The 23,331-nt window shown below is 29.5% G+C and carries 23 protein-coding genes and 1 tRNA gene; 7 read left to right on the top strand and 17 right to left on the bottom strand.

The features are described from left to right. Positions 1 to 104 precede the first annotated feature (104 nt). From HGB55_RS12220 to HGB55_RS12195, 6 genes are all read right to left on the bottom strand, one after another. The gene (locus HGB55_RS12220; RefSeq protein ID WP_168817181.1) at positions 105 to 713 is read right to left on the bottom strand and encodes a hypothetical protein; all 609 of its coding nucleotides are present in this window, start codon (positions 711 to 713) and stop codon (positions 105 to 107) included. Positions 714 to 749: 36 nt separating this feature from the next. Next, positions 750 to 1,949, bottom strand: coding sequence for an ammonium transporter (locus HGB55_RS12215; protein WP_168817180.1), 1,200 nt, complete (start codon positions 1,947 to 1,949; stop codon positions 750 to 752). A gap of 45 nt (positions 1,950 to 1,994) precedes the next feature. Then, the gene (locus tag HGB55_RS12210) at positions 1,995 to 2,333 is read right to left on the bottom strand and encodes a P-II family nitrogen regulator (RefSeq protein WP_168817179.1); all 339 of its coding nucleotides are present in this window, start codon (positions 2,331 to 2,333) and stop codon (positions 1,995 to 1,997) included. 210 nt (positions 2,334 to 2,543) lie between these two features. Further along, positions 2,544 to 2,915: a fluoride efflux transporter CrcB gene (crcB, locus tag HGB55_RS12205; protein WP_168817178.1), complete on the bottom strand. Its 372-nt coding sequence runs from the start codon at positions 2,913 to 2,915 to the stop codon at positions 2,544 to 2,546. A 3-nt stretch (positions 2,916 to 2,918) separates the two neighbouring features. Next, positions 2,919 to 3,881: a BT_3928 family protein gene (locus tag HGB55_RS12200; protein ID WP_168817177.1), complete on the bottom strand. Its 963-nt coding sequence runs from the start codon at positions 3,879 to 3,881 to the stop codon at positions 2,919 to 2,921. Between the two features lie 5 nt (positions 3,882 to 3,886). Further along, positions 3,887 to 4,426 carry a DUF1599 domain-containing protein gene (locus HGB55_RS12195; RefSeq protein WP_168817176.1) on the bottom strand — a complete coding sequence of 180 codons (540 nt, stop codon included), beginning with the start codon at positions 4,424 to 4,426 and terminating at the stop codon, positions 3,887 to 3,889. 65 nt (positions 4,427 to 4,491) lie between these two features. Here HGB55_RS12195 and HGB55_RS12190 point away from each other — a divergent pair, with 65 nt between their 5' ends. From HGB55_RS12190 to cdaA, 4 genes are read left to right on the top strand one after another with little or no spacing between them, the layout of a single operon-like run. After that, on the top strand, positions 4,492 to 5,073 hold the full coding sequence (locus HGB55_RS12190; RefSeq protein ID WP_168817175.1) for a TIGR00730 family Rossman fold protein: 582 nt from the start codon (positions 4,492 to 4,494) through the stop codon (positions 5,071 to 5,073). Position 5,074: 1 nt separating this feature from the next. Beyond that, on the top strand, positions 5,075 to 5,902 hold the full coding sequence (gene folP, locus HGB55_RS12185; protein ID WP_247649217.1) for a dihydropteroate synthase: 828 nt from the start codon (positions 5,075 to 5,077) through the stop codon (positions 5,900 to 5,902). A 1-nt stretch (position 5,903) separates the two neighbouring features. Continuing rightward, positions 5,904 to 6,614 (top strand): hypothetical protein, encoded by a 711-nt coding sequence (locus HGB55_RS12180; RefSeq protein WP_168817174.1) that lies wholly within the window; start codon positions 5,904 to 5,906, stop codon positions 6,612 to 6,614. A gap of 48 nt (positions 6,615 to 6,662) precedes the next feature. Continuing rightward, positions 6,663 to 7,439: a diadenylate cyclase CdaA gene (gene cdaA / locus HGB55_RS12175; protein WP_168817173.1), complete on the top strand. Its 777-nt coding sequence runs from the start codon at positions 6,663 to 6,665 to the stop codon at positions 7,437 to 7,439. Here cdaA and HGB55_RS12170 read toward each other — a convergent pair. Then, positions 7,436 to 9,199 carry an ABC transporter ATP-binding protein gene (locus HGB55_RS12170; RefSeq protein ID WP_168817172.1) on the bottom strand — a complete coding sequence of 588 codons (1,764 nt, stop codon included), beginning with the start codon at positions 9,197 to 9,199 and terminating at the stop codon, positions 7,436 to 7,438. The two genes, cdaA and HGB55_RS12170, sit on opposite strands and share 4 nt — an antisense overlap. Beyond that, positions 9,192 to 9,944, bottom strand: coding sequence for a tRNA pseudouridine(38-40) synthase TruA (truA, locus tag HGB55_RS12165; RefSeq protein WP_168817171.1), 753 nt, complete (start codon positions 9,942 to 9,944; stop codon positions 9,192 to 9,194). The genes HGB55_RS12170 and truA overlap by 8 nt, the downstream gene beginning before the upstream one ends. 67 nt (positions 9,945 to 10,011) lie before the next feature. On the opposite strand from truA, the gene HGB55_RS12160 reads away from it, so the two are divergent. Next, the gene (locus HGB55_RS12160) at positions 10,012 to 10,506 is read left to right on the top strand and encodes a metallophosphoesterase (protein WP_168817170.1); all 495 of its coding nucleotides are present in this window, start codon (positions 10,012 to 10,014) and stop codon (positions 10,504 to 10,506) included. On the opposite strand, the gene HGB55_RS12155 is transcribed toward HGB55_RS12160, so the two are convergent. The 3 genes from HGB55_RS12155 to HGB55_RS12145 all read right to left on the bottom strand — a co-directional run bounded on the left by HGB55_RS12155 (position 10,503) and on the right by HGB55_RS12145 (position 13,488). Continuing rightward, a complete protein-coding gene (locus HGB55_RS12155) occupies positions 10,503 to 12,218 on the bottom strand; it encodes a tetratricopeptide repeat protein (RefSeq protein WP_168817169.1) in 1,716 nt (571 codons plus the stop codon). The genes HGB55_RS12160 and HGB55_RS12155 overlap by 4 nt on opposite strands. Positions 12,219 to 12,239: 21 nt before the next feature. After that, positions 12,240 to 12,899 (bottom strand): response regulator transcription factor, encoded by a 660-nt coding sequence (locus tag HGB55_RS12150; protein ID WP_168817168.1) that lies wholly within the window; start codon positions 12,897 to 12,899, stop codon positions 12,240 to 12,242. A gap of 154 nt (positions 12,900 to 13,053) precedes the next feature. After that, complete coding sequence (locus HGB55_RS12145; RefSeq protein WP_168817167.1) at positions 13,054 to 13,488, bottom strand: DUF4293 domain-containing protein; 435 nt, start codon at positions 13,486 to 13,488, stop codon at positions 13,054 to 13,056. Between the two features lie 214 nt (positions 13,489 to 13,702). Here HGB55_RS12145 and rho point away from each other — a divergent pair, with 214 nt between their 5' ends. Beyond that, positions 13,703 to 15,370 carry a transcription termination factor Rho gene (rho, locus tag HGB55_RS12140; protein WP_168817166.1) on the top strand — a complete coding sequence of 556 codons (1,668 nt, stop codon included), beginning with the start codon at positions 13,703 to 13,705 and terminating at the stop codon, positions 15,368 to 15,370. 76 nt (positions 15,371 to 15,446) lie between these two features. Here rho and HGB55_RS12135 read toward each other — a convergent pair whose 3' ends face one another. The 6 genes from HGB55_RS12135 to HGB55_RS12110 form a co-directional block, all read right to left on the bottom strand. Next, positions 15,447 to 17,609, bottom strand: a complete 2,163-nt coding sequence (locus tag HGB55_RS12135) for a peptidylprolyl isomerase (RefSeq protein WP_168817165.1) — start codon at positions 17,607 to 17,609, stop codon at positions 15,447 to 15,449. A 114-nt stretch (positions 17,610 to 17,723) separates the two neighbouring features. After that, positions 17,724 to 18,989 carry a hemolysin family protein gene (locus HGB55_RS12130; RefSeq protein WP_168817164.1) on the bottom strand — a complete coding sequence of 422 codons (1,266 nt, stop codon included), beginning with the start codon at positions 18,987 to 18,989 and terminating at the stop codon, positions 17,724 to 17,726. 197 nt (positions 18,990 to 19,186) lie between these two features. Further along, positions 19,187 to 19,747, bottom strand: coding sequence for an LPS export ABC transporter periplasmic protein LptC (gene lptC, locus HGB55_RS12125; protein WP_247649216.1), 561 nt, complete (start codon positions 19,745 to 19,747; stop codon positions 19,187 to 19,189). Positions 19,748 to 19,785: 38 nt separating this feature from the next. Then, positions 19,786 to 21,132, bottom strand: coding sequence for a hypothetical protein (locus tag HGB55_RS12120; RefSeq protein ID WP_168817163.1), 1,347 nt, complete (start codon positions 21,130 to 21,132; stop codon positions 19,786 to 19,788). Between the two features lie 17 nt (positions 21,133 to 21,149). Then, the gene (locus HGB55_RS12115; RefSeq protein WP_168817162.1) at positions 21,150 to 22,430 is read right to left on the bottom strand and encodes a hypothetical protein; all 1,281 of its coding nucleotides are present in this window, start codon (positions 22,428 to 22,430) and stop codon (positions 21,150 to 21,152) included. A 3-nt stretch (positions 22,431 to 22,433) separates the two neighbouring features. Then, positions 22,434 to 23,156, bottom strand: a complete 723-nt coding sequence (locus tag HGB55_RS12110; RefSeq protein WP_168817161.1) for a type III pantothenate kinase — start codon at positions 23,154 to 23,156, stop codon at positions 22,434 to 22,436. A gap of 98 nt (positions 23,157 to 23,254) precedes the next feature. Between HGB55_RS12110 and HGB55_RS12105 the strand changes: the two genes are divergently transcribed. Continuing rightward, positions 23,255 to 23,330, top strand: a tRNA-Phe gene (locus HGB55_RS12105). Position 23,331: the final 1 nt, after the last annotated feature.

Below are 23,331 nucleotides of genomic sequence, written 5' to 3'. Positions count from 1 at the left end.
AATTCCAAAACGCAACCCCTTATTTTATTGGAATATTCAAGATTAATAGCATGAAGTCCGCGTTTTTATGGATTTTCTTTGACTCAATTTAACAGTATTTTAACTTATTGGCTGCAACTTGGGTTAATATCTTTTGAAGCTGAAATACCAAAATTTGTTACTGTAAAATCAGTATCTGTAGTATACATTTCATTACCTGCACCAACAAAAGCACTTAATTGTGTACCTCCTATTGAAAAAGGATAACCTAGTTCTGCATATATTGAATTTTCATCATCATTATACACATTTACACCACACATTGCAGTTAAAGGAAATGTTTCAACTCCACCAAAGCTAATTGTTGCTTCACCTATATGATTTTTCATTTGAAAATAACCATCTGAAAAACCATCTACAGGAAATGAATAATCTGTAAATCCTAAAGATACTGCTCCAAAAGAATACCCAGCATAAAAATCGAACTCTTGTCCAACAACCTGACCACCAGTTTCATAAGAAGCCCAAATTCCTAATGTGAAATTTCCGGTTGCAAATTCAGCATAAGGCTGTAATACAGGAGAATCTGAAAATTCAAGACCTCTCCACACATATCTACTTGCAAAATCAACACCTATATCGAAGGTAGCTTTAGGAGTTTCATCCTGAGCATTCATGTTTGAAAATGAAAGTATGGCAACTAAAACTACTATTATTTTTGTAATTGTTTTCATGGTAAAAATCTTTGGTTAGTTAATTAATTGTATTGTTTAGTCGTTGTACACATTGGTTTTGTGTTCATGAATATCTAAACCATCTATTTCTTCTTCTTTAGGAACTCTTACACCTATTGTTTTCTTTAAAACATAAAATACAATAAATGACGTTACTACTGCCCAAACTCCTATTGAAACAACTCCAATTGCCTGAACACCCAATTGCGTAAAGCCTCCTCCATAAAGAAGTCCACCATCTGTTGCAAAAACACCTACTAATAAAGTACCTAAAGCACCGTTTACACCATGTACAGAAATTGCACCTACAGGATCATCAACTTTAAGTTTTTTATCAATAAAATCAATTGAGAAAACAACTACAACACCCGCTATTATTCCAATAATAAAAGCTCCCATTGGGCTAACCGCAGCACATCCTGCAGTAATAGCAACTAAACCTGCTAATGCACCATTAAGTGTCATTGAAATATCAGGTCTTCCATAATATAACCAAGTAACAATCATAGCGGTTAAAGCTGCCGCTGCTGCTGCTAAGTTTGTTGTAATGATAATTCGTGAAACATTATTTGCGCTATCTCCTGAAATAGCTAACTCAGAACCTCCATTAAATCCAAACCAACCTAACCATAAAATAAACACACCTAAAGCGCCAAATATTAAATTATGACCAAGAATTGCATTTGATTTTCCATCAGTATATTTTCCTATTCTAGGACCAACTACAATAGCTCCTACTAAAGCAGCCCATCCACCTACCGAGTGAACTACAGTTGAACCGGCAAAGTCAATAAATCCAAGTTGAGTTAACCAACCATCTCCTTGCCATACCCAGTGCCCTGATATTGGATAAATTATAACCGTCATTATAAATGAAAAAATAATGTAGGTGGAAAATTTAGTTCTTCCGGCTACAGCACCTGATACAATAGTTGCAGCAGTAGCAGCAAAAACAGTTTGGAAGAATAAATTGTGCATATCTTCAGCATTGTCATAAAACAAATTCGGTTTACCTATAAAAGATCCTATTGATTCTCCATACATAACGGTATAACCTAAAGCCCAAAAACCCAGACTACCAATGCATAAATCCATAAAATTTTTCATTACTATATTCCCGGCATTTTTTGATCTGGTAAATCCTACTTCAACAAGAGTAAATCCAGCTTGCATAAAAAACACCAAAATTCCCGCGACTAAAATCCACATTAAGTCTAATACAGCGTTAGCATCCATAATATTATATTTTTTTAAAGTTTATTGATTAGTTGTAAATTTTGATTATTTAAGAGAATCTGACCCTTTCTCTTTGGTTCTAATTCTGTACGCTTCCTCTATATCAGAAACAAAAATTTTACCATCTCCTACTTGGCCTGTGTAAGCCGTTTTAAGAATTGCTTCTACAGTCCTTTCAAGGAATGGATCGGAAACAACAATTGACAAAAATCTTCTCTGAATATCTGAGGTACTATAAGTTATTCCCCTATAAACATGTCCTTCTTTTTCATTGCCAACTCCGGTTACATCCCAGTAACTAAAAAAATTGACCTCAATTTGATGTAAAGCTTCTTTAACTTCACCAAATTTAGATTTTCGAATAATTGCTTCAATTTTTTTCATAATAAAGTGGTTTTTTATAATTGATTTCGTATCAAAAGTATGTATATATATTTTCAACCCCTAATTTTTTAGGGGTCAACTATTAATTTTTATATTTTTTTAATTATAGCCCCGTAATTTTATGGGTATAGAAAATAAAATTGATTTTTTTGTTAAAAAAATGATAAAAAAAATAAAATCTTACTTTAATTTTAAGAAAAAAACATAGATTTATATGAGTTTTGAGAAGTATAAACCTAAAAAAACCGCTAAAAAAGCTAAAATAAGTGAACCAAGTGTGTATGGAATAAAACTCAAAAAGTCTCCGTTCTTTAAAAATAGATGGTTCTCATAAGCAAATGTTGAAAAAGTAGTAAATCCACCACAAAATCCTGTTGCCAACAATAATGATTGACTATCAGACACGTTAGATGTTTTTGCTAAGTACCCTAAAATCAATCCAATTAAAAAACTGCCTAAAATATTTGAAAGCATTGTACCATACGGTATAGCACTCTCAATATTATTTAACCATTTTCCCAGTAAATATCTTGCAACACTACCCAAACCTCCACCAACAAAAACTAAAAAAGAATATTTCATATCTTATAATTTTACATCCTCTGCATCAACCCAACTCCATTTACCGGTTACAGTACCTTTATTTAGTTTAACTATACCCGGATTTGCTCTTATAATTGTTTTCAATGTAGTTTCATCTCCAAACAACATTTCAAAATTAAAATTATATTTGTTCTTTAAAGCAATAAACTCTTCATTTGAAGATGATGACAACAGATAAACATGACACCCTTTATCTAAAGCTTTATCAGTCAGATTTTTAATATCAGAAAATCCATTTTCATCACTTTTACTCAAAGTATTTGCTATAATTAACAGTACATTTTCACCCGCTAAAACTTTATCGGTTACATCTTCACCTTCATTTGATTCCAAATAAAAATCGTGAATTGGAGGCTCTTCAGTTCCTTTATACTCCATTCCTTCAGGTATATTTTTACCAACTGCATAGGGTCTGAAATCTATAATTGGCAAATGTACCAACACATGATATGTCAGATATAAAAAAACAAAGAACGATAAAAAAGTTACCCATTTTGAAAAATTGACATTAAATAAAGGCTTAATATCTTTAACTCGAAAAACCAACAACAGTACAATAACTATTAATACTACATTTTTATAAAACGTTCCCCATTGTGATAATTTTACCGCATCTCCAAAACATCCACAATCCGACACTTTATTATAATAAGCTGAATACCATGTTAGAAATAAAAATACCAACATAATACCCAATAAACTCCAAACCGTTAATTTTGGTAAATAACCAACAAGCAACATTACCCCAAGCATTATTTCTACCAATATTAAAACTATTGCAAATGGTATTACATACGGAATTAAAAACTCTAAATTAAGAACATCAGCTCCAAAGTATTCTTCAAATTTATATGCAGAGCCTAACGGATCTACCAATTTTACAAAACCTGAGAAAATAAATGTTAACGCAACTATTAAACGAGCTAATTGAACTAAAAATTTCATTTTTTCTATTTTTGATGAATATGAATTAAAGCAAAAACCGCATAATTTATCATATCTTGATAATTTGCATCTATTCCTTCAGATACTAGTGTTTTTCCTTTATTATCTTCAATTTGTTTTACTCTTAACAATTTTTGCAAAATTAAATCGGTAAGTGAACTCACGCGCATATCTCTCCAAGCCTCACCATAATCATGATTTTTATCCTCCATCAATTGCTTGGTAATTGTTACATGCTTATCATACAATTCTACGGCCTCATCAATAGTTAAATCCGGCTGCTCAACAATTCCTTTTTCCAATTGTATCAAAGCCATTACAGAATAATTAATAATACCAATAAATTCAGAAACTTCACCTTCATCAACTTTTCTGGTAGAATTTTGTTGAAGCTGACGAATACGCTGTGCTTTGATAAAAATTTGATCTGTTAATGATGGTAACCTTAAAATTCTCCAAGCACTACCGTAATCTTTTAACTTGTTGATGTATAATGAACGACACTTTTCAATAACCTCGTCGTATTGTTTTGAAGTTTGTTGCATGTAACTTTAATTATTTCCGTAAATTTCGGACAAATTTAATGAAATAAAAATCAATTATTTAAATAATGAAAAAGATTGCGGTTTTTTGTGGTTCAAGTTTAGGCTTTAAAGAAATTTATAAAAATGATGCAATAAAGTTAGGAAATTATTTTGCCAAAAATACTATTGGCTTAGTTTACGGTGGTGGCAAAATTGGAATGATGGGTGTTTTAGCCGATACAATTATTGAAAACAAAGGTGAAGTGATTGGCGTTATCCCGGGTTTATTAAGGCATGAAGAAGTTGCCCATAATGGAATTACACAAATGTTTGTTACTAAAACCATGAGTGAACGTAAAATAAAGATAAGCAAATTGGTTGATGGCTATATTGCTTTACCCGGAGGTTTTGGAACATTAGATGAAATTTTTGAAGCACTTACACTAGGTCAGCTTGGTATTGAACAAAAACCCGTTGGTATTTTAAATACCAATGGCTTTTTCGACCATTTAATTAAACAGCTTGATGTAATGGTAACTGAAGGTTATTTAAAACAATCTAATAAAGAAATGTTAATAGTTAGCAATTCTGTTGAAGATTTAATTACCAAAATGTACACATACAAAGCTCCGGATATGAGTAAAGTAATTAATAAAGTTGTTAGTTAAAATGAGTAGTATAAATTGTAACGGAAAATTAATAGACTTAACTTCTCCCAAAGTAATGGGAATTTTAAACATAACACCCGATTCTTTTTTTGATGGTGGAAAATACAATAATTCCGAAACCATTTTAAGCTGTGTTGAAAAAATGCTGAATGATGGAGCTACTTTTATTGATGTTGGAGCGTACTCTTCACGTCCTGGAGCAAAACATATTTCCGAAGAAGAAGAACTTGAACGTATTTTACCTGTTATTAAATTATTGACCGACACATTTCCTAAAATCGTTATTTCAATAGATACATTTAGAAGCAATGTTGCAGAAAGATGTATTGATAAAGGTGCTTGTATTATAAACGACATCTCTGCCGGTGATATGGATGAAAATATGTTTAACATTATTGCTAAAATGCAAGCACCCTATATAATAATGCACATGCAAGGTACGCCTCAAAATATGCAAGCCAATCCAAATTACACAAACATTGTAACTGATGTTCTATTTTATTTTTCAAAAAAAATTGCTGAATTGCGTAAACTTGGTGCTAATGATATTATTACAGATGTAGGTTTTGGTTTTGGAAAAACCATTGAACATAATTACACATTATTAAAACATTTGGAATTATTCAAAAATTTAGATTGTCCAACACTTGTAGGTTTATCTAGAAAATCGATGCTTTACAAACCTTTAAAGATTTCACCTGAACTGGCTTTAAATGCAACAACCTCAGCAAATACCATTGCGTTGCTAAACGGAGCAAATATTTTAAGGGTACATGATGTTAAAGAAGCCGCTGAAGCCATAAAAATTGTTGAATTATTAAATAATTAAAATGAAAAGGTTACTTATACTTTTAATCTCTATTTTATTTTTCAGCTGTGCAAAAAAGGAAGTTAAAATTCCTACGCTTTCTGAAAAAGGAATCCAAGAAATATATAATCATTCACAAGTTTGGATGTTTTTTGAAGTTGAAGAAAATGACACATTGGCTAATATTAACAGAAAAAATACCATTAGTACAACACATTGGCTTTTTAACATAGACAAAAGATTACCTTTAAAAACAATCATTCCTTCAATAAAAAAATTAAAATACAAACACTCCAATTCTTTACATTCTGAAGAAGGAATGCATAATTATTTTAGTTATTCTGATACTATTTCAAAAAAACTCTCCTTTTTAGAATTTGATGAAGTTGAATACATGCAAGACAGTATTATCTCAAAAAATTATATCAAAAAAAACAGTGATACTTTTTTAAGTTACAATAATATAAGTTTAACTTTTAATCCAAATTCTGTTTGGATTGATGATGCTAAAATTGAAAAAAATGAGTTTAAGGAAACCTTATTAGAGTTCATTGATTTTTCTTCTGAAAATAATAAAACGATGCTTCATCTAAACTTTAACCAAAATATTTTATACCAAGATTATCTGTATTATAAAACACTCATAAACAGTATAAGTAACAATAGTATTGCTACAAATAATATTGAATTTATATTCGACAAAAATAAAGTTCCGGATTGTGGCTGTGAATAACTTAAATAGTATACAATCTTTTTGTTATTTTTACAAAAAACAAACCCAATGTTAGATTTTTTAAACATTTCTTTTCTCGATATATTAGATATAGTTTTAGTTGCACTTCTATTATACTATGTTTACAAATTACTTAAAGGAACTGTTGCCATAAATATTTTTATTGGAATTGCATTAGTTGTGCTTATTTGGAAAATAACTCAGGCTTTACAAATGGAAATGTTAAGCGGTTTATTAGGCACGTTAATAAGTGTTGGTGCCATAGCTATTTTAATAGTTTTTCAACCTGAAGTACGTAAGTTTTTATTAATGATTGGTTCTACTAATTTTACCAATAAACGTAATTTTTTAAAGCAAATTAAATTTTTAAAAACCGAGATTCATACAACAATGGATGTTGAATCGATAATTGCAGCATGCGAAAGTATGTCTGCTTCCAAAACCGGAGCTTTAATTGTATTGGAAAGAACGCACAATTTAGATTTTGTAAAATCTATTACAGGCGACAAAATGAATATTGAAGTTAACAAACCAATTTTAGAAAGCATTTTTTTTAAAAACAGCCCTTTACATGATGGTGCTATTATTATAAAAGAGAATATTATAGTTGCAACCAGAATAATTTTACCCCTTTCTAAAGAAGCATTGCCTTCCAGATTTGGTTTACGACACAGAGCAGCTATTGGAATTACCGAAAAAACGGATGCACTTTGTATAGTTGTATCTGAAGAAACCGGAAAAATATCGTATATAAAGGATGGTGAATTTGTGTTGTTTAAAAATACAAATGAATTAATTGAAACTATTAGGTACGATTTGAATTAAGCAACTTCATTTGCAAACTGCATATCGTATAAATTTTTATAGTATCCATCTCTATTTAAAAGTTCTAAATGTGAACCTTGCTCAACAATTCTACCTTTATCCATTACAATAATTCTATCTGCTTTTTTTACTGTTGTTAACCTGTGTGCTATTATTATTGAAGTTTGATGTTTTGTAATTTTATCGGTTGCTTCTTGTATTAATTTTTCTGAATACGAATCTATTGATGATGTAGCTTCGTCTAAAATTAAAACACTTGGATTGCTAACATATGCCCTTAAAAACGCTATTAATTGACGTTGCCCTGCCGAAAGCATTATACCACGTTCTTTTACATTGTAATTATAATCATCAGGCAAACTCATAATAAATTTATGTATTCCTATTTCTTTTGCAGCTTTTTTAACTTCATCTAAAGTAATTTCATTATTACTTAATACAATATTGTTGTAAATAGTGTCTGAAAATAAAAAAACATCTTGTAAAACTACTGCAATTTGATTTCTTAGTGTCTGTAAAGTGTATTGCTCAATATTATGACCATCAATACATATTTCTCCCTTATCAATTTCATAAAAACGATTTACCAAATTTATTATAGTAGATTTTCCTGCACCTGTAGCTCCAACAATTGCAACAGTTTCACCGGCTTTAACATTAAAAGAAATTCCTTTTATAACTTCTTCTCCTTTAACATAACTAAAGTATACATTTTTAAAAGCCATATCTCCTCTAAAGTGAGTAGCTTCAACATTACCTGTTTTGGTAATTTGACTTTGAGTGTCTAATATTTCAAAAATTCTATCACCGGCAACCATACCCATTTGCAAGGTATTAAACTTATCGGCTATTTGACGTAAAGGTCTAAACAACATTTGAGACATCATAATAAATGCAATAATTTCACCTGCATTTGTATTTCCGGAATTAACAATATCTAAACCGCCATACCATACAATTAAACCAATAGCAATTGACGATAAAATTTCTGCAATTGGAAAGAAAATTGAATAATACCATACCGTTTTTACATGAGCTTTTTTATGCTTATTATTTATTTCAACAAAGTTATCATACTCTATCTTTTCTCGGTTAAACAGTTGTACTATTTTCATACCGGTAACTCGTTCCTGAACAAAACCATTTAAATTAGCTACCTGTATTCTAACTTCTTGAAAGGTTGATTTTATTGCTATTTGAAATATTTTGGTTGCATAAATTAATATTGGAAGTATTATAAATGCAATTAGTGCCAATTTCCAATTCATCCAAAGCATAACAGCAGCTACAACTATCATTTTTAACAAATCACTTATTATCATAAATAACCCTTGTCCAAAAAAATCAGCTATAGTTTCCGTGTCAGAAACTAATCGGGTTACCAATTTTCCTACTGAAGAGTTATCAAAATAAGCCATTTTAAACTGCAACATATGCTTTTGCAATTTTACTCTAATATCTTTTATAATATGCTGCCCCAACCAATTTACCTTGTATATAAAAATGAACTGTAAAAAGACTTCAAGTAATAAAAACAATAACATTAATAAAGAAAAATATAAGATTCCTTCTTTATCTTTATTTTTAAAATATAAATTAACTATTTCATCTAATAAAATAGGTTTTACTACAGAAACCAACGATAGTAAAATTGCAGACAAGGTTCCAATTATAAATTGCCAACGGTATTTTTGTGCAAACGTCATAAGACGCATAAATATTTTGGCATCAAAAGCTTTTCCTGTAACTTTTTTACTCATGTATAAAAATTGTTTTTGGATAGGTTACTTGGGTTAAAAACAACCCTTGTGCCGGTGCAGAAGGTCCGGCCATACTTCTATCTTTACTTTTAATTATTTGCTTAAACTGTTCTATACTTATTTTTTCTGTTCCAATATCTAATAATGTTCCAACTATTGCTCTAACCATATTTCTTAAAAATCTGTCAGCAGTAATATGAAACACAAGTAATTTATCATTTAAAATCCATTCAGCTTTAATTACATCACAGTCATACGTTTTCACATCAGAATTAGAACGAGAAAAACACTTAAAGTTGGTGTAAGTTAGCAAAATTTTTGCAGCTTCGTTCATTTTAGTAATATTTAACTTTTTATTAATTAACTGCCATGTAGTTTCAGTTAAAAACGGATTTCTGCCTATATATATTCGATATTCGTAACTTCTACTTAACGCATCAAATCTGGCATGTGCATTTTCATTTACTTCAGTAATATTGTAAATACAAATATCATTTGGTAAAAGTGCATTTACTTTATAAAGTACTTCAGAAATTTTAAATTCATTTTCAACATCAACGTGTGCAAAAAGCTGTTCGGCATGTACTCCGGCATCAGTTCTACCAGCACCAACTACCTCAATTGGTGTTCTAAATATTGTAGAAAGAGCTTTATTTATTAATTCTTGAACAGTAGTTGCATTAGGTTGCACTTGCCAACCATGATAGTTTGTTCCTTTATATGCTAATTCGATAAAATATCTCAATTGAAATACTATTTTTGTATTGGCGCAAATATACAGCATATTTGTGAGTTAAGGATTTTAGGGATTTATGAAAAAAATAGTATTGCTTTCTGATACTCATGGATACATTGATGACCAGATTTTAAAATTTATAAAACAAGCTGATGAAGTATGGCATGCCGGAGATATTGGTACTATTGAAGTTGCTGATACCATAGCAAATTTAAAACCTTTACGAGCCGTTTATGGAAATATTGATGGTAAATTAATTAGAGCTGAATACCCTTTAGATACTAAATTTATTATTGAAGATGTTTCTGTTTGGATTACTCACATAGGCGGTTATCCAAATAAATATGATTTTAGAGTTAGAGAAGAGTTAGCTAAAAATCCACCCAAATTATTTATATGTGGTCATTCACATATATTAAAAGTTATTTTTGACAAAAAATTAAACATACTTCATATGAATCCTGGCGCAGCAGGCAAACAAGGTTTTCACAATGTAAGAACCATGTTGCGTTTTGAAATAGATAAAGGAGCTATAAGTAACTTAGAAATTATTGAATTAGAAAAACGTTAATACTGAATTGGAACCGAAATAAAAATTCGTGTTCCTGTATTGGCAGATTTAATTTCAAATAATCCTTTTAATGCCTTTACTCTGGCTTCAACATGGCTTAACCCAATTCCGTTTTTTTCATCTAAAATAGCAGTATCAAAACCAATACCATCATCAAATACAATAACTTGCAATTGCCCATTTAACTGCTCCAATTTAATTGTACCGTTTTTAGCTTTACTATGTTTTAGTATATTATTTACCAATTCAGTAATAATATTGAATATTTTAATTTCAAAATTTTGATCAAATCGTTCTATATTTTTTGATTTACAATGTAGCTGAATTTCCGAGTTGGATGATTTTTCGCACAAATCTTGAACCGCAGTAGCCAAACCAAATTTTAATAAAACAGACGAAATTAATTTATGAGAAAGATCTCTTATTTTTTCTGATGCTTCTTCAATAATTTTTTGAGATTTTTCTATTTCAATAGGCGCATCACCTTTTAACTGTTTTTTACTGGCATATAAATGCAAATTTGCGGCCGAAAGTAAGGCACTAACATTATCGTGTAAAACTGTTGCAATTTTTTTTCGTTCTTCAATACCTCCATCTAATGTTGCTACCAATATTTTAGATTGTGATTCGCTTTTGATCTTTTCTATTTTACTTTGATGAATTAATTGTTTTTGATTTATTTGTAATTTATAATTCTTTTTACTTAACCTGTAAAGTTTGTAAAGAATATACAATCCTAAAAGTGAAATACCGGTAACTAAACCTAAACCAATTGATAAATACTCTGCTTTTAAACGTTTTGATTTTTCAATTTCTGCTTCTTTTTCTTTAGTTGCAACATTGTATTTAGATTCTATTTCGGCTATTTCTTTATATTTTAATTCTTGTTGTAAAGAATCGTTCAAAGAAAAATACCTGTCTTGAAATTCAAAAGCTTTCTCAAAATCATTTAATCCACTATAAGCGTAAGCCATATTAATAAATGCAGTACATCTCGTTTTTTTTTGAAGTTCATCTTGTCCATATCCAACAATATCTAAAGCTTTTTGAAAAGAATTTAAAGCTTCTTTGTATTTACCTTGCATGTAATAAATACCTCCTAAATTATTAAGTATTCCTGCTTCAATTTCTTTATTACCTAAAGCTTCTTGGTAACTTGCCGCTATTTTTGAATGCTCAATAGCTTTATCGTACATTTCTTTTAAGTAATAAATTCCTGATAAATTAGCATGAATTTTAGCTTTTGAATCTTCATCATTAGAAATTTTTTCACTGTTTAATAATGCTTTTTCATAATTTATCATTGCACTGTCAACCTCTCCTTCTAATTGAAAATTACCTCCTTTTTTAAAAAAAATATCTTGCAAATTTTTGTAATCTTCTTTTACCAATGGTAACAATTTATCGAAATATCTGTTCGATTTTAAATAATCGCCGTTTTCTCTTAAAATATCAGCTAAAAGTTTATTACTTTCAATTATCAGCAACGTATCATGTTTTTTTTCAGCTTCATTAATAAAAGCATACAAATTATTTAAAGCATCCTCTGTATTTCCACTTTCCAGTAATTTTTTAATTTCTTTTAATCTAACATCATCCGTGCTAAATAATTTATTTTCAATTAAATAATCTAAATCATAACTATATGCGAAAGAACTTATACTAAAAAATACGAACGAAATTAGTAGTGTAATGTTTTTAAATAATTTCATGCTAAACGCTTAATTAATAAATTAAACAATATTATTTTTAACTGCATAAATAGCCAATCCTACCACATTTTTTACATTTAACTTACTAATTAAATTTTTTCTATGTGTTTCAACTGTATTTACACTAATATGAAGTAATTTACTTATTTCTTTAGAATTGTATTGCTTTGCTATTAAACGAAGAACTTCTATTTCTCGAGGGGTTAATGAGCTAAAAAATGAACCATCTTGTGAGGGTAAATCACTTTTCGTTAATTGTTTTGTAAATGTTGACAAGAGTTTTTCTTGAATACTTTTACTAAAATATTGTTTCCCATTATAAACTGCGTTTATTGCTTCAACAATATTTTCTCCGGCACATTTTTTAGCCAAAAAACCATTAGCACCAATTTTCAACACTTCTTTAATTAGTTTTGTTTCATCATAGCTTGAAAGCACTATTACTTTTTGTTGAAAACCTTGCTCTAAAAAATTTTGCAGAACTCCAATTCCATCAACTTTCGGCATATTGATATCTAAAATTAAGATATCGGCTTCATTGGAAGCAAACCAGTTTAAAACATCTTTACCTGTTAGAGAGTATCCAACAACTTCAATGTTTTCTTCAGAAGATAAAACTGCAATTATACCATCAATTAATATCTTGTGGTCATCTGCAATATGAACTTTAATCTTTTTCATGAAATTCCCCCTATTCAAAAGTATTTAATTTCTAAACTTTAATTATACCCAAATGTAATGATATTTTTACATCACTGAAAACCGTTAAAAATAAAAACCATTCCAATTTAAATTGAAATGGTTTTTGTGCACTAAATATACTAAGATGTTAGGCTTACCGTAATCTATCAACAGATTTTACAAGTTCTTCATCCTTTTTAATTGCTTTATTGGCTAAAACCACTAATACAATTGTAAAAATTGGAATGAGCAACCCAATACCTTTCTCAGAAACGTTAATTTCTCCAGATAAATTTTGTGAAAAATACACGAGTAATCCTAATAAAATAAAATTGATCAAAATTGCTAATCGCCCCAACACAAACTGTAATTGTCTGTTTTTATACTTGAAAATTGCAATAAAAGTAATTAAAGCAGACACAAAAAATAGTGCAGACGTAATTATTAAAACTATATTTTCTGACTTAAATGAATCTATTACATAAAACTTGTTTCCAGATTCTTCTACCCAAAGATTAAACACAAATATTAATCCCGCTGACAGTAAGGTAGCAATTAATAAATATATTGATTGTATTCTTTGAATCATAATTATAATAATTGAGTGCAAAAATACGTTTTATTTTTAAAGATTTATATATAACTTATATAAAATAAATTTATATATTTGCACTACTGTATTTTTAAACAGCTATACAGTAGCTACAACTAAAACAACTATCACCACTTATAATTCACAATAATATTCTTAATATAACAAGAAGAAAATATTAATACATTAACAATTATTACAAATTAACATAATGTTTGAAATTTCCCAACTAAAGGAGAAAACTCTTGTGGAATTACAAGAGATTGCAAAAACAATTGGAGCAAAAAAATATAGTCAGTTAAAAAAATTAGATTTAATATATTTAATTTTAGACATACAGGCAGCTAAACCAACAAAAATTGCAAAACAAGAGCCTTTAACAAATGAAAATAAGCCTAAACGTAGAAGAATACAAAAGAAAGTGTCTCCTAACAAAGAAAACAAGGCTATACCTACTAAACTTCCTGAAAAAGAAAATGTAACAGAAACCAAAGTTAATGTTCCTAAAGCTACTAAAGAAGTTAGACAACACGTAAAACAAACTACTAACTCTGATACAGTGATACCAGATTCTAAAAAAAATACTGTTACTACAGAAAACAAAGTTGACACTTCAAATAATCAACAAGAAAAAAAACAGGTTCAACCTAAACAGGTAAATAAACCCAGACCACAAAATAAGCCTCAAACAAGGCAACAAAAGGACCCAAAAAACCAACAACAAAGATCTAATGGAAACAGATATAGAGATCCGGATTATGAATTTGAGGGAATAATTGAAAGTGAAGGGGTTTTAGAAATGATGCCTGATGGATATGGTTTTTTACGCTCTTCAGATTATAATTATTTATCATCACCAGATGACATTTACTTATCTCAATCTCAAATTAAATTATTTGGTTTAAAAACCGGAGATACTGTTAAAGGTATTGTTAGACCACCTAAAGAAGGAGAAAAATATTTTCCATTAATTAGAGTATCAAAAATTAATGGTTTACCCCCAAATGTTGTGAGAGACCGTGTTTCTTTTGAACATTTGACTCCGCTTTTCCCTCAAGAAAAATTTAATTTAGCAGGAAGATCGAGTACTTTATCAACTAGAATTATTGACCTATTTTCACCATTAGGAAAAGGTCAAAGAGGTATGATTGTTTCTCAACCAAAAACAGGTAAAACAATGCTTCTTAAAGATATTGCAAACTCAATAGCTGCAAATCACCCTGAAGTGTATCAAATTATTTTATTAATTGACGAAAGACCTGAAGAGGTTACAGATATGCAACGTAGTGTTAAAGGAGAAGTTGTGGCTTCAACTTTTGATGAACCTGCCGACAAACACGTAAGAGTAGCTAATATTGTTTTAGAAAAAGCTAAACGATTGGTAGAATGTGGGCACGATGTTGTAATTTTATTAGATTCTATTACGCGTTTAGCTAGAGCATACAATACTGTAGCTCCTGCTTCCGGTAAAATTTTATCGGGAGGTATTGATGCCAACGCTTTACATAAGCCAAAACGTTTCTTTGGTGCTGCTCGTAATATTGAAAATGGAGGTTCGTTATCTATTATTGCAACGGCATTAACCGAAACAGGTTCAAAAATGGACGAAGTTATTTTTGAAGAATTTAAGGGAACAGGTAATATGGAATTACAATTAGAAAGAAATATTGCTAACCGAAGAATTTACCCTGCTATTGATTTAGTTAAATCAAGTACTCGTAGAGACGATTTACTTTTAGATGCTAAAACAGTACAAAGAATGTGGGTATTACGAAAATATTTGGCCGATATGAATCCTGTTGAAGCTATGGAATTTATTAAAGATAAAATTCAATATACAACTTCTAATGAAGAGTTTTTAATCTCAATGAATGGATAAAATAACTCTTAACTATATAAAATAAAAAAGCGAGCATTTAAGCTCGCTTTTTTATTTTCATACTTTTAAATATAATTTAAAAGAATTTAGCTCTGTAATCTTCAATATCGGCTGTTTCTTGTAATACTTTATATAATTGGTATTCCCTTCCTTTTAAATTACCTAATATCTTTTTACGAAAAGTATCGTAATTTTCTAATTCAACAGGAGTCTCACGTTTTGTAACCTTAACCATAAATACTCCTTTTTGTCCTTCAATTTTATCAGAAATTTCATCTAATTTAATTGTAGACATTGCTCCAACAACAGCCGGTTCGTTTCCTACACCTGAAAGTAGCGGACTTGCTAATGTAACTGATGAAGCAGACCTAATAGTGCTATTATTATTTTTAGCAATTTCTTCTAAAGAGTTTCCATTCATCTTTCCTTTAATCAATGCTGCTTTTTTCTTATTTATTAATTCAGGTCTAACTTTTGAAATTACTTCTGAATTTACAGCAGAACCATCTTTTTCAGTTTTACCACTTAAAAGAACAACAGCATAAGCTCTTTTTCCTAAAATATCAACATCAAAACGTTTTGAGTCACCAATTTCTCTTTCGCTGTCAAAAGCCCAAGTTACAACATGACGTTGATTACTTAATCCAGGAATATTTTCGTCTAAAACTTTTAAATTTAAAGCAGATTGAATTTTATAATCATTTTCAGAAGCTATTTCTTTTAACTTAACACCATCTGCTAATTTAGATGCTATGGTCTCTGCTTGCTCAAATATCTTATTTTCAGTTTCTTCAGAAGCTTCAATTATACGTCCAAATGTTGCTAACTTAACAGCCTTTTCAGGTTTTGTTTGCTCATCTATTCTAATAATATGAAAACCAAAAGAAGTTTCAACCACATCTATACTTCCTGTTTTGTTCTTATAAATAAATTCAGCAAAATCTTTATCAAAAGACTGAGAGAAAGCTTGATTTTTACGAATCCAACCTATATCACCACCTTTACCTTTTGTTCCATCAGTATTTATTTCATCAGCTATTTCAGTAAATTTAGTTTTATTATTTTTTACCAATGCAAATATACTATCAGCTGTTTTTTTGGCTTCTTCTTTAGTTTTTGTTGATGTAGATCTGGTTGATCCTGAATAAGGAACTAATATATGGCTTGATTTAACCGAGTCCGGCAATTGTATAACTTCAACTACTTTAGAAATTTTATAGTACCCGTTATCTTTATATGGACCTACAACATCTCCTTCAGAAGCATCAAAAATAGCATCCGCTACAATTGAAGCTACCTGACTTTTATATTTATAACTATTATCAAAAGACAAATCAGATTTATTGTCATTTAAAAAAACTTCGTAGTGTGTAGCATTTTTTAATCCTGCAATTTTAACGGTAGTTTTAGCTGCGTTACTGTATTCTTCTCTATCTTCAATAAAATTCTCTACAGTTTGTTTAACTTCTGCATCATCAGCTTCTGATGGCTCAATATTTAATTTAATATATTGTAAAGAGCGTGTTGCCTCAGGTTTAAATTTAGCCGGATTTTCATTTACATATTTTTCAATTTCACCCTTAGTTATTGTAACTAAACTATCTGGTATTGATGTATAAGGAATGTATACATATTGAGCGTCCATTTTAGTATTATTGTACAAATAATCTCTTTTCCCTTCTTCTAAAGAAACTCCTAAACCTGCTGAAACTAATGAAGTATAAGCCTGACGTTGTAAGTTTTGCTTAATTCTTTTTTCAGTTTCTAACCAATTTAGCCATGCAGTACTATTTCCTGCTTCAGCATCATCTTTCATATTCGCTATATATTCTTTTAGCTTTTCTTCATTAAAAAGATTTGCTTCATTTCTAAATAAAGGTGAATTTTGAATTTCAGGCAAAGCAACCATTGCGTCCCAAATATCTTTTTCTCCAACAACAATACCTGCTTTTTCCAACTGACTTTCAAATATTTTTTCACTTATCATAGAATTCCAAACAGCATTTACAGCTTGCATTTGCGTTGCTCTACCACCTGATTGTGTTCTATAATTCTCTACTTCACGTGCAAATTCTTCTCTGTCAATTTCCTCGCCATTAACTTCTCCTACAGCATTTACTTTGCTTGAACTAAAAAATTGTTGAATTGAGCTAGGATCAAGTACAAATGCAAATAGCGCCAATCCTACAATAAGGATTAAGAACATTGAACGATCTCTAATTTTTGATAAAATTGCCATTATAATATTTCTTTTAATTATAGTGTGCGAAAATACGATTTAGTATTTAATTATGAAAGTGAATTAATTAATATTAATTATGAAAAAAGGCTTATTTTGAGTAAAAATTATGAATCAATCTGCTTTGTCTAAAACTTTTAGATAAACTTCCATAATTTTAGAAGAATCTACCTTCAGCATTTCAAATTGCAAGTTATTTATTTCAATTATTTCACCTTCTTTTGGAATATCTTCATTAAAATAAACAATAAAACCGCCTAAGGTTTCGTAGGCTTCATTTTCTTCAATATTCAAATCGTACGTTTCATTTAAATAATCTACCTCCAAACGTGCGGAGAACTCAAATTCTCTGTTATTGATTTTATTTTCCAATAATTCTACAGTATCGTGTTCATCTATAATTTCTCCAAAAAGTTCTTCAACAATATCTTCAACAGTTATAATGCCTGAAGTACCTCCAAATTCATCTAAAACAACTGATATGCTTTTTTTCTTCTTTATTAAAACATTAAGCACATTATTTATCATCATACTTTCCGGCACAAACTCTACCGGCAGTATCATTGAACGTATGTTTTTAGGCCTTTTAAACAACTCGAATGCATGCGCATAGCCTACAACATCATCTAACGAACTTCTATAAACCAATATTTTTGAGTAACCTGTTTTAACAAATAGTTTTTTTAGGTTAGTTATACTTTCATTAATATCTACAGCAACTATTTCGGTTCTGGGAATCATAATTTCTCTTGCCTTTACATTATCAAATTCCAACGCATTTTGAAATATCTGTATTTCAGAATCTACCTCTTCACTATCGTTTGCATGTCCTAATTGTTCTGTAATGTAATTTCCTAGTTCTTCTTTACTAAACTCCGTTTGTTTAACATCTTTTGTTGTATTGAAAAACAGTTTCAATAAAAAATCAGAAATAACTGTGATAAAATCAGAAATAAAATGAAATATTATATAAAAAAAATAAGCAAACGGTGCAAAAAACCATAACATTTCATTTGCATAAATTCTAAAAATTGCTTTTGGTAAAAACTCTGCTGTTACTAATATTATTAAAGTTGAAACTACTGTTTGAATTAGTAATATTGTAAACTCATTTAAATTAGAAACAGGTAATAATCCTGTAATAAGTTCACCCATAAAAAAACTATAAACAACCAAAGCAATATTATTGCCCACTAACATTGTTGTTATAAATTTTGATGATTTCGAAGTAAGTTTAGTTAATATTTTAGAAACAAAACCTTCCTTTTTTTTCTGTAGCTCTACCTGAAACTTATTTGAAGAAACATAAGCTATTTCCATTCCTGAGAAAAAAGCCGATAGTAAAATTGAAATTAATATTACTGCTATTTGAAGTTCCAATTTATTTAATTTCTATTTTTATTTTTTTTTCTGAAATGCTTTCTAAAAAAATACATAAAAACTGCCAGTACCGAAAAAACCAACATTAAATATGCTCGCTCTCTGTTTGAGTTCCAATTTAAAATAGTTTCTATAATAAAAACTACTGCTATTATTAAATACCCTATTTCAAATACTTTCCAAATTTTTTGCATTATTTATTCTCTAACGTTTATAACTCCACTCTGATTTTTAACCCACCACGTTTTTAAATCTTCTGACGCTTCAAAACCGGTTCCATAAATGGTATCGGTCAAGGTATAAAAAATAAACTTTTTTTCTGTAAAAAAATAATGTGTTTTTTGATCCCAATAAACCTGATCAGTAATTAGCTTATGCTTTTGTGCATAGTTATAAATTATAACATTATCTCTAATTTCAGACACTTCCGTATTGCTATAACTTTTAGCATAACTTCCTTCAATAGTAACCGAATCTCCATTCTTTTCAATGGTTGAAATTTTAATTCCTTTTGGAAATTCTGAATAAGGATGCTTATCTCTATTACTAAAATCAAGCATTAAAGGCGCTTTCATTTTAATATCAACTCTCCCTGAATCTGTATGAACATGATTAATATTATACGCCTCTCCTATTGGTAAGTTTTTATCAGCTAAAAAATCCCTAATCTCTTTAATATCATTAGTGCATGAAAAAAACATTGCTGTTGTTAAAACAACAGCAATGTTTTTTATTTTATGTACAATTGATTTTGTCATTCAACAAATATATCAATTCTAAAATTTTAAATCTAATTTTATGGAACTCTAACTGTTTCGTTAATCCAACATCCAATTCTATGTGTAGAACCAGATTGAACACCTGCTACAAACAGATCTTTTTTAGAAGGTATATTTTGAGAATAACTAGATATTAATTTATTAGCTAAACTACTTACACTTGGGTCAATAGATTTTGCTTTAACAGCCATATTTAAAGCTGCCACATATACCATTCTTTTTGAAACAATATCGGTACCACAAGAATTTGCACTTGAAGCGTACATAGTTGAAATTAACAGGTAAGCATTACCCATAGTCGGTTGGTATTGTAATGCTTTATAACAATAACTTCTTGCTTCGCTTTTTTGACCTTTTTTACTCAAAATTTGAGCAATTTTCAATAAATTTCCGGCTTTCTTATAAGAATCTGTTTCTTGATCTACGGCTTTCTTAAAATAATCCATCGCTTTATTTGTTTCTCCTTTTTTCATTAAAATACCTGCATAAAATACAGATGCTTGAGGAGAAGGGTCTGCATGAACATAAGCTTCTACCAAAGTATCATAAAAAGGATCATCAGTACATTCTTTATTATACATTCTTGACACTGCTCTTTTTAACCACACAGGATCATTTTTCTTCTCTTCAAAATATTTTTTATTTAAAGGTATCAAGTTCTCACAAGTAGAAATTTCAGATATTTTTGCATCCAATCCTGATTCAACTAATGTAAGGTTAGTTAAAATTTGCTGATATAAATCTCTGTTCTTTTTGTCCTTTGCACTTAAACTTGTTGAATCTTTAGCATTAATAGCATCAATTTTTTTAGAATACTCAGCTCTTTTTAATTCAAGACCTTCTCCTACTTCATCATAAGTATCAAAAACTTTTTGTGCATTAGTATCTTTATTTCTATTTAAAATAATATCAAAATATTTATACATATTTTTAGAACCTAACGCAGTTGGGTCTTCTTTAAAAGCTTTTTCCAGCCAACTATAAACTTCGTCTTCAGAAGCGCCTTGCTCGGCTTTGAAGGTTGCCATATCATCGTAGATGTCTGCTTTGTCTTTTGGGAAATGCTCTATACGTTGCAAATAAACTCTCTCTACAAGTTTTTCAGCTGCTGGTTTTTCGGCAGGTGTTGCTTTTGCCAATCTGTCTTCAGCAATTTTAATACCTAATTTATATATGTTAACTGACAATGTAGGGCAGTTATCCATACACCAAATCCAATTTTCATAAGCTGCATCATACTTTTTTGCTTTATAATCTCCTTTAAACAAATTGTATTTTATATGACATTGGTCTGCCTGTGAAAATACAACCGGTATTGAAATCATAAAAAATAATAAGGCTAAAGTTTTTTTTATTTTTTTCATCTTCTCATCCTTTTAAATTAAAATATTTGTCTTTTATTGAACCATTTATCATTTAATGAAAGGCTTAATCTAAAATTAAAATAATTTTCTTCAACTAACCCTTTTGTGGCTTTACCTCTTTTTCCAAATTCAAAACCAAAGTTTAAACTAGATAATTGTTTGGTTACTGGTAATCCTACACCAAAAGATATGCCAAAATCTTTTATAGATGTAAAATCAGTTCCATTACCTGATGAATCCACCAACAACCCAGTATTCTCAAATTTAAATCCCGCTCTATAAGTAACTCTTTCCCAATAACTTGTTATAGAGTTAATTTTTGGAGTATAAAAACCACCAACAGAAACTTTACTATAATTATCGTAATCAGTTTTTGAAAAATTATCAAAAACGTCTCCTTTTAATTCCAAAGCATTTTGAAAACTATAATCTACTCCTGCATACCATTTATCTTGCTTTCCTATGCCAACACCTAACGTTGTTTTTAAAGGTGATTTTAATTTCCCATCACTTTTTTTATTTAAAATTGTATCTCTAGGTGATTCACTATTGCTTAATATTACAGAATATAAATATTCATTTCCTTCAGCATTAATTTCATTTCCAAACTCAAAGGCTCCACCAATATGCAAATTTAATTTATTTTTTAATGTGGTTTTATATTGAATCCCTGCATTTAATGAAAATCCATCAACATTTGATTCTGTTTTGTATTTTGTTGCCAAAGACGCATCTTTAACCTGATTTAAAATACTGTTTTCTATTTTTCCAAAAACATAATTACCTTGTAAACCAAAGCTAAATCCTTTAAAAATCTTATATCCAACTCCTAAAAAAACTTTATTTGTGCCACCTTCACCTTCATATAGGCTAGCTTCAATAGTCTCATCTCCTTCATATTTATTTGACAACAACGAGTATCCAACAGTAGAGTTTGGCAATAAACCAAATACTAAACCTCCCTTTTCTCCTAACGGTATACCCATTGCTAAATATGACAAATAAGTGGCTGCTGCTCGTTGTTTATCATTACTGTCTTTTGCCCTTGTATTTTTATTTTCTAATGCTAAAGAATATGTTGTTAATCTTAAAGACGCATTTGAAGCCGGATTCAATAAATTCAAACGATAACTTTCTGCCAAAGTTACACCTACACCTCCCATACTTAGCTGTTCTACAGTACTTGAATTATTTTTATCACCAATACCAAAAAAGGAATATGCTGATGTATTATTTTTTTGAGCAATGCTTACTACTGATATAAATAGAGTTATAACTACTATTATTTTTTTAATCATTTATTATATATTATATGTCAAAATAGAGTTCAATCCTTCTAATAAAAAATTAGGATTGGCAAATATGCTATTTTTTAATCTATTAGCCAAGAAATTAACGTCTCCACCTGTTAAAACTACTGTTAAATCTTTATTTTTTTTTCTATATTGTTCAATAAAACCATCAATTTCACTTATAACACCTTTAATAACCCCCAAATGTATACTTGTTTTTGTTGAATTCCCAATTAACTCATCAATATATTCAGGTTCTAAAAGTGGCAATTTTTGGGTAAACTTATTAAGCGCCTTATATCGCATTTTTATACCGGGCGAAATTGCTCCTCCGTGATAACACGCTTTATCATCAACAAAGTCGTAAGTTATACATGTACCTGCATCAATTATTAAAGTGTTTTTATTTGGATATTTTGAAACTGCTGCAGAAACCAACGCAATTCTATCAACACCTAACGTTTGGGGTGTTTCATATTCATTTCTAAACGGAATTTTAGTCTCAAAATTAAGGTCAATAAGGTTGATTTTATTTTTTAAAAGATTAATTTCCGATTTTTTTATTGAACCTACAGAAGCAATAATTGCATATTTACAATTATATTTTTCAATTACATCAAAAACACTTTTCATGAAGTTTACTTTTGTAAACACTTCATTATAAATCATTTCACTATTTTCAAAAACAGCTATTTTAATTCTTGTATTTCCAACATCTATTATTAAGTTCATCCTCTTTTTTAAATCAGCTCCAAAAATACAACAGATTTTTTTAAAATTGTTTTGAATTGTATAAAAAATAGGTTTATATTTGCATCCGCTAAAGCGATGGTGCCTTAGCTCAGTTGGTAGAGCAAAGGACTGAAAATCCTTGTGTCCCTGGTTCGATTCCTGGAGGCACCACCAT

This window comes from Lutibacter sp. B1 (genome assembly GCF_012524075.1).
Lineage (GTDB): Bacteria > Bacteroidota > Bacteroidia > Flavobacteriales > Flavobacteriaceae > Lutibacter.
The sequence above is the reverse complement of the archived record's forward strand: the minus strand, read 5'-3'. Positions and strand labels throughout refer to the sequence as shown.

Bases quoted from the DNA above. Each gene is read 5' to 3' on its own strand.
- HGB55_RS12220 (WP_168817181.1), bottom strand. From the start codon at position 713: ATGAAAACAATTACAAAAATAATAGTAGTTTTAGTTGCCATACTTTCA.
- HGB55_RS12215 (WP_168817180.1), bottom strand. From the start codon at position 1,949: ATGGATGCTAACGCTGTATTAGACTTAATGTGGATTTTAGTCGCGGGA.
- HGB55_RS12210 (WP_168817179.1), bottom strand. From the start codon at position 2,333: ATGAAAAAAATTGAAGCAATTATTCGAAAATCTAAATTTGGTGAAGTT.
- crcB (WP_168817178.1), bottom strand. From the start codon at position 2,915: ATGAAATATTCTTTTTTAGTTTTTGTTGGTGGAGGTTTGGGTAGTGTT.
- HGB55_RS12200 (WP_168817177.1), bottom strand. From the start codon at position 3,881: ATGAAATTTTTAGTTCAATTAGCTCGTTTAATAGTTGCGTTAACATTT.
- HGB55_RS12195 (WP_168817176.1), bottom strand. From the start codon at position 4,426: ATGCAACAAACTTCAAAACAATACGACGAGGTTATTGAAAAGTGTCGT.
- HGB55_RS12190 (WP_168817175.1), top strand. From the start codon at position 4,492: ATGAAAAAGATTGCGGTTTTTTGTGGTTCAAGTTTAGGCTTTAAAGAA.
- folP (WP_247649217.1), top strand. From the start codon at position 5,075: ATGAGTAGTATAAATTGTAACGGAAAATTAATAGACTTAACTTCTCCC.
- HGB55_RS12180 (WP_168817174.1), top strand. From the start codon at position 5,904: ATGAAAAGGTTACTTATACTTTTAATCTCTATTTTATTTTTCAGCTGT.
- cdaA (WP_168817173.1), top strand. From the start codon at position 6,663: ATGTTAGATTTTTTAAACATTTCTTTTCTCGATATATTAGATATAGTT.
- HGB55_RS12170 (WP_168817172.1), bottom strand. From the start codon at position 9,199: ATGAGTAAAAAAGTTACAGGAAAAGCTTTTGATGCCAAAATATTTATG.
- HGB55_RS12160 (WP_168817170.1), top strand. From the start codon at position 10,012: ATGAAAAAAATAGTATTGCTTTCTGATACTCATGGATACATTGATGAC.
- HGB55_RS12155 (WP_168817169.1), bottom strand. From the start codon at position 12,218: ATGAAATTATTTAAAAACATTACACTACTAATTTCGTTCGTATTTTTT.
- HGB55_RS12150 (WP_168817168.1), bottom strand. From the start codon at position 12,899: ATGAAAAAGATTAAAGTTCATATTGCAGATGACCACAAGATATTAATT.
- HGB55_RS12145 (WP_168817167.1), bottom strand. From the start codon at position 13,488: ATGATTCAAAGAATACAATCAATATATTTATTAATTGCTACCTTACTG.
- rho (WP_168817166.1), top strand. From the start codon at position 13,703: ATGTTTGAAATTTCCCAACTAAAGGAGAAAACTCTTGTGGAATTACAA.
- HGB55_RS12135 (WP_168817165.1), bottom strand. From the start codon at position 17,609: ATGGCAATTTTATCAAAAATTAGAGATCGTTCAATGTTCTTAATCCTT.
- lptC (WP_247649216.1), bottom strand. From the start codon at position 19,747: ATGACAAAATCAATTGTACATAAAATAAAAAACATTGCTGTTGTTTTA.
- HGB55_RS12120 (WP_168817163.1), bottom strand. From the start codon at position 21,132: ATGAAAAAAATAAAAAAAACTTTAGCCTTATTATTTTTTATGATTTCA.
- HGB55_RS12115 (WP_168817162.1), bottom strand. From the start codon at position 22,430: ATGATTAAAAAAATAATAGTAGTTATAACTCTATTTATATCAGTAGTA.
- HGB55_RS12110 (WP_168817161.1), bottom strand. From the start codon at position 23,156: ATGAACTTAATAATAGATGTTGGAAATACAAGAATTAAAATAGCTGTT.